Origin of the sequence: Bacillus timonensis, assembly GCF_000285535.1 — a bacterium.
Classification (GTDB): Bacteria; Bacillota; Bacilli; order Bacillales; family Bacillaceae_L; genus Ferdinandcohnia; species Ferdinandcohnia timonensis.
Genome location: NZ_HE610991.1, coordinates 68787 through 73310, shown reverse-complemented (window position 1 = coordinate 73310; position 4524 = coordinate 68787). Strand labels below are relative to the sequence as shown.

5 protein-coding genes are annotated in these 4524 nt (G+C 36.2%); 2 read left to right on the top strand and 3 right to left on the bottom strand.

Translation table 11 applies throughout. The annotated features are described in order from the left end of the window. Positions 1-236: 236 nt before the first annotated feature. Positions 237-470: a hypothetical protein gene (locus tag BTHG_RS23145; protein WP_010285150.1), complete on the bottom strand. Its 234-nt coding sequence runs from the start codon at positions 468-470 to the stop codon at positions 237-239. A 144-nt stretch (positions 471-614) separates the two neighbouring features. Here BTHG_RS23145 and pdaB point away from each other — a divergent pair, with 144 nt between their 5' ends. Continuing rightward, on the top strand, positions 615-1379 hold the full coding sequence (gene pdaB, locus BTHG_RS23140; RefSeq protein ID WP_010285148.1) for a polysaccharide deacetylase family sporulation protein PdaB: 765 nt from the start codon (positions 615-617) through the stop codon (positions 1377-1379). Between the two features lie 19 nt (positions 1380-1398). Here the strand turns inward: pdaB and BTHG_RS23135 are convergent, their stop codons facing one another. Further along, positions 1399-1995 carry a KinB-signaling pathway activation protein gene (locus BTHG_RS23135; protein ID WP_010285145.1) on the bottom strand — a complete coding sequence of 199 codons (597 nt, stop codon included), beginning with the start codon at positions 1993-1995 and terminating at the stop codon, positions 1399-1401. A gap of 149 nt (positions 1996-2144) precedes the next feature. On the opposite strand from BTHG_RS23135, the gene gerD reads away from it, so the two are divergent. After that, positions 2145-2741 carry a spore germination lipoprotein GerD gene (gene gerD / locus BTHG_RS23130; RefSeq protein WP_010285142.1) on the top strand — a complete coding sequence of 199 codons (597 nt, stop codon included), beginning with the start codon at positions 2145-2147 and terminating at the stop codon, positions 2739-2741. 49 nt (positions 2742-2790) lie between these two features. Here gerD and BTHG_RS23125 read toward each other — a convergent pair whose 3' ends face one another. Further along, complete coding sequence (locus tag BTHG_RS23125) at positions 2791-3840, bottom strand: Mrp/NBP35 family ATP-binding protein (RefSeq protein ID WP_010285140.1); 1050 nt, start codon at positions 3838-3840, stop codon at positions 2791-2793. Between the last annotated feature and the right edge of the window lie 684 nt (positions 3841-4524).

Here is a 4524-nt window from a genome sequence, read left to right as displayed (position 1 = left end):
CAAAGAACTTTTTTGAAGCACCTCTCGTTGAGGCGACTTTATTAATGTAACATGCCAACTATTTAAAGTCAACATTTTTTTAAAACTTTTTTTCGAAATATCGTTATCGTCAGCGACGACGTTTATTAATATATCATCATCTAAATCGTGTGTCAACACTCTATTTTAAAACCATGAATTATATTAAAAAGAGGACCATATCTAGATATTATACAATCCTCCTTTCTTACATATCCTCAGTTATCCTTTTTTACTATTAATTTTTTTGAACGAATATACCTACTGCATTCCGTAGGATCGGCAATTCTTTTAAACAAACGAAATAAGATTTGATATCTTTCCTCCATTGCTCTTTTTACGATATGATCGATCCTTGCGTCTTCCACATCAAATAGTATTTCGTCCATCTCTCTTTTTAGAAGATATTCTAATTCTTTCACTTCTATCTGATCAACTAACAATCCAATCATAGTTTCACCTCATGTATGTTGTAATTCTAATTATTACCAGAATTAGTTATTTTATGATTTGATTTTTTAATAAAGGTTTACACATAAAATTGGATGACAAGCATATTATTTAGACAGAAGATGCTTTGGACAAGGAGGATAAAAATGAATTTTTTCTACATCCTGAGTAGCAAGAGAATTAAACAAACATTAATCATTCTTTTCGCTTCTTTATTTACAGCCAGTATTTTTTACATAGAAAAGGGCAATATTGCTCCTGTTTTTTCAACTGAGAACGGACCACGCGTTATTTATACAGGAGATAAGAGCGAAAAGACCGTTGCACTAACTTTTAATATTAGTTGGGGAGATACAAAGGCACTACCTATAATTGACACATTAAAAAATGAAGGAGTAAAAAATGCAACGTTTTTCCTCTCCGCTTCATGGGCTGAGCGACACCCCCAAATTGTTGAACGCATCGTAAAAGATGGTCATCAAATTGGCATAAAAGGATATGATTATAAAAACTATACAGAATTAGAAGATGCACAAATTAAAAAGGATATTTTCAAGGCCCAGGATGTATTTAAGAAAATGGGCGTAAAAACTGTTTCATTTTTTAGAACACCTGATGGGAATTTTGATTCAAGAGTTGTAAAAATACTAGACTCTCTTGGTTTCACCCTTATCCACTGGAGCATCGATTCAAATGATTGGAACAATCCTGGAGTAGATAAAATAACAAATAATGTTTTACATAAAGTAAAAGGTGGAGATATCATTTTGTTCCACGCATCAGATTCGGCTAAGCAAACTGCAGATGCACTACCTGGGGTATTAAAAGGAATCAAAGGGAAAGGTTTTTCATTTGTGACAGTCAGTGACATGCTAAATAATGCAGATGTAAAAAGTGAAGTTGTCGAATAAAAAAAGCTGATCCTTATGGTCAGCTTTTTTGGTTTGTTATTTTCGGCAAAATTAATAATTGATAGGCATTACAAATCAAAATTGGATAAATCATTAAATAAAGCCAGCTCTCATCGTTAACTCGAATTGCAGGCATCCATTCAATGACAGATACAACAAACATAAAAAAGACGGCTGGTATAAATGCCTTGCTATTTGTTTGTTTACTCTTAAAGTATGCAATGATTAAAGCAAAGACTAAAAGTAAGATTGGTACCCAAATATAGGACGAGATACTTTCACTTCCGGTTGCAAATACCTTAAAGCGAAAATAAATTAAATCAAATAAAACAAATGCAATTACCACAATCTGCGCAGGGCTCCATACACCCTTGAATAATCCTAGCCCAAACCGGTGAACGGTTAGATAGGCAAAGAAGCCCATTTGGCTAATAATACTAAAAATAAATCCAGCACCAATGAACCAAAATACTACAAGAAGTATTTCAACGAAATCAGCTGCTAAAAATAATTCTTTATATTCACTCCATTTAATGGCAAACCCAAAAATAATTGTGCTAATCGCGCCAACTAGTAAGGTTGATAGAAAAAACCTTACCCAATTTCGACTTTTCAAGACATAATCCCCTCGCTCTTTTTATTCACCATATGATTGTACCAAAACGTAGGGGATGAATGCCAGTTTCTCACCATGCATTCAATGAATATTTTTTAACAAAAAAAGCATATTAACAAATAAGGATCCCTTATGAAAGGAGCTTTAAAATGAGAAAACGGATGTTGCTCCTCCTCATTTTTAGTTTTCTATTGGCAATAGTGGGGTGTGCCCCAGCAAATATTGAACAAAATCGAATGGATTATGAAGAAACCAAAAAGATGGTTGTCGATATATTGAAAACTGACGATGGCAAAAAAGCAATTGAAGAACTCATGCGTGATGAAAAGATTAAACAGCACCTCGTCATGGACCAAATAGTTGTAAAAGATGCCATCCGGGAAACCCTTACCTCTGACAACGGGGTTGAATTTTGGAAAAAGACATTCGAAGATACAAAGTTTGTAGAAGATTTTGCAAAAAGCATGCAAACAGAACACGAAAAGCTCATAAAAGACTTAATGAAGGATCCCGACTATCAAAAAATGATGATGGATATTTTCAAAAACCCTGAAATGGAAGAACAGTTCATGGACGTTCTTAAAAGTCAGGAGTTTAGAAAACATCTTCAAACGGTAATCAGTGAGACACTTGAAAGTCCGTTATATAAAGCGAAGATTGAAGATATTCTAATTAAAGCTGCAGAAGAAATGCAAAAACAGGAAAAAGCGAAAAAAGATGAAGGCGAAGGAAGCGGTAATAGCTAATCCTTCAATAGAAGAAAGACCCCCGACACTAGTATCGGAGGGTCTTCTTTTAGATTGAATCAATTACTCGTTGCGCAATTTCATTATAGATTTTTCCAGTTGGATGGTCTTCCTCATAAACAGATGGAGCAAAATCATCATCATTCCAGTCAGGTTGCCCTAACGGAATTTTACCTAGTAAAGACGTTTGTAACTCATCAGCCAGTTTCTCTCCGCCACCTTTACCAAATACATATTCCTTCTCACCTGTTACCTTGCTTTCAAAATAAGACATGTTCTCAATGACACCTAAAATTTCGTGCTCAGTTCGAAGCGCCATGGCACCCGCTCTTGCTGCTACGAATGCAGCTGTTGGATGTGGAGTTGTCACAATAATTTCCTTACAATGTGGTAGCATAGTGTGTACATCAAGCGCCACATCTCCAGTTCCTGGTGGTAAGTCTAGGACTAAATAATCCAAGTCTCCCCACTCTACCTCATTAAAAAAGTTATTTAACATTTTCCCTAGCATTGGTCCACGCCAAATAACCGGTGAATTGTCTTCTACAAAGAAGCCCATTGAAATCACTTTTACCCCTTTTCTTTCTACAGGTACAATTTTCTCGCCACGAACGACAGGGCGTTTTGTGATTCCCATCATGTCGGGAACACTGAATCCATAAATATCAGCATCGATAATTCCAACTTTTTTTCCTAGTCTTGCTAAAGAAATGGCTAAGTTTACAGAAACTGTTGATTTACCAACGCCACCCTTACCACTTGCAACAGCAATAAAGGTTGTCTGATTCACAGGAGATAATAAAGGAGCTGATTCCCCAGATGATTCAGTCTTAAACTTCGCTAGTTCTTCTGGTGATAAATCAGTAAAACGTAAACCTACAGACTCTGCTCCCGCTTGTTTAAGAGCATTTACAATAGTAGTCTGAAGCTGAAGCTGTTCTCCCGTACCAGTCTTTGATAAGGCAATTTTTACACTAACATGTTTCTTTTCTTCTTTTATTTTAATCTCTTGTACGGCATTCGTTTCCTCGAATGTTCTATGTAAGAATGGATCTTGCAATTGATTTAAGGTTTCTTTTACTTGCTGTTCAGTTAACATAAAAACACCACCTAATTCTGTATTCGGTTTCAATCCACCCCCATTATACCATACCTGTCCTAAATTACAGTGTGAAGAGTGTCATAGCTACCATGATTTTGTGTTGTTATTCCAGGATTTTGTGTCGCTTCAGCGTTTTTTTCTTTGAAATCCCCATATTTGCGTCGAAATCCCAATTTTTGCACCTCATTCTGAAGATTTGCGTCGAAATTAAGATATTTGCGTCTCGTTCCGAAGATTTGCGTCATTTCTCAAATTTTTGCATCTCAATCTGAGGTTTTGCGTCGAAATCAAGATTTTTGCGTCTCGCTCCGAAGATTTGCGTCATTTCTCAGATTTTTGCGTCTCGTTCTGAAGATTTGCGTCATAACTCAGATTTTTGCGTCTCATTCTGTGGATTTGCGTCGAAATTAAGATATTTGCGTCTCGTTCCGAAGATTTGCGTCATAACTCAGATATTTGCATCTTGCTCCGAAGATTTGCGTCATAACTCGGATTTTTGCATCTCGCTCCGAAGATTTGCGTCATAACTCGGATTTTTGCGTCTCATTCTGAGGTTTTGCGTCGAAATTAAGATATTTGCGTCTCGCTCCGAAGATTTACGTCATTTCTCAGATTTTTGCGTCTCAACCTGAAGATTTGCGTCATAACTCGGATTTTTGCGTCTCATTCTGAGGATTTGCG

Bases quoted from the DNA above. Each gene is read 5' to 3' on its own strand.
- pdaB (WP_010285148.1), top strand. From the start codon at position 615: ATGAATTTTTTCTACATCCTGAGTAGCAAGAGAATTAAACAAACATTA.
- gerD (WP_010285142.1), top strand. From the start codon at position 2,145: ATGAGAAAACGGATGTTGCTCCTCCTCATTTTTAGTTTTCTATTGGCA.
- BTHG_RS23145 (WP_010285150.1), bottom strand. From the start codon at position 470: ATGATTGGATTGTTAGTTGATCAGATAGAAGTGAAAGAATTAGAATAT.
- BTHG_RS23125 (WP_010285140.1), bottom strand. From the start codon at position 3,840: ATGTTAACTGAACAGCAAGTAAAAGAAACCTTAAATCAATTGCAAGAT.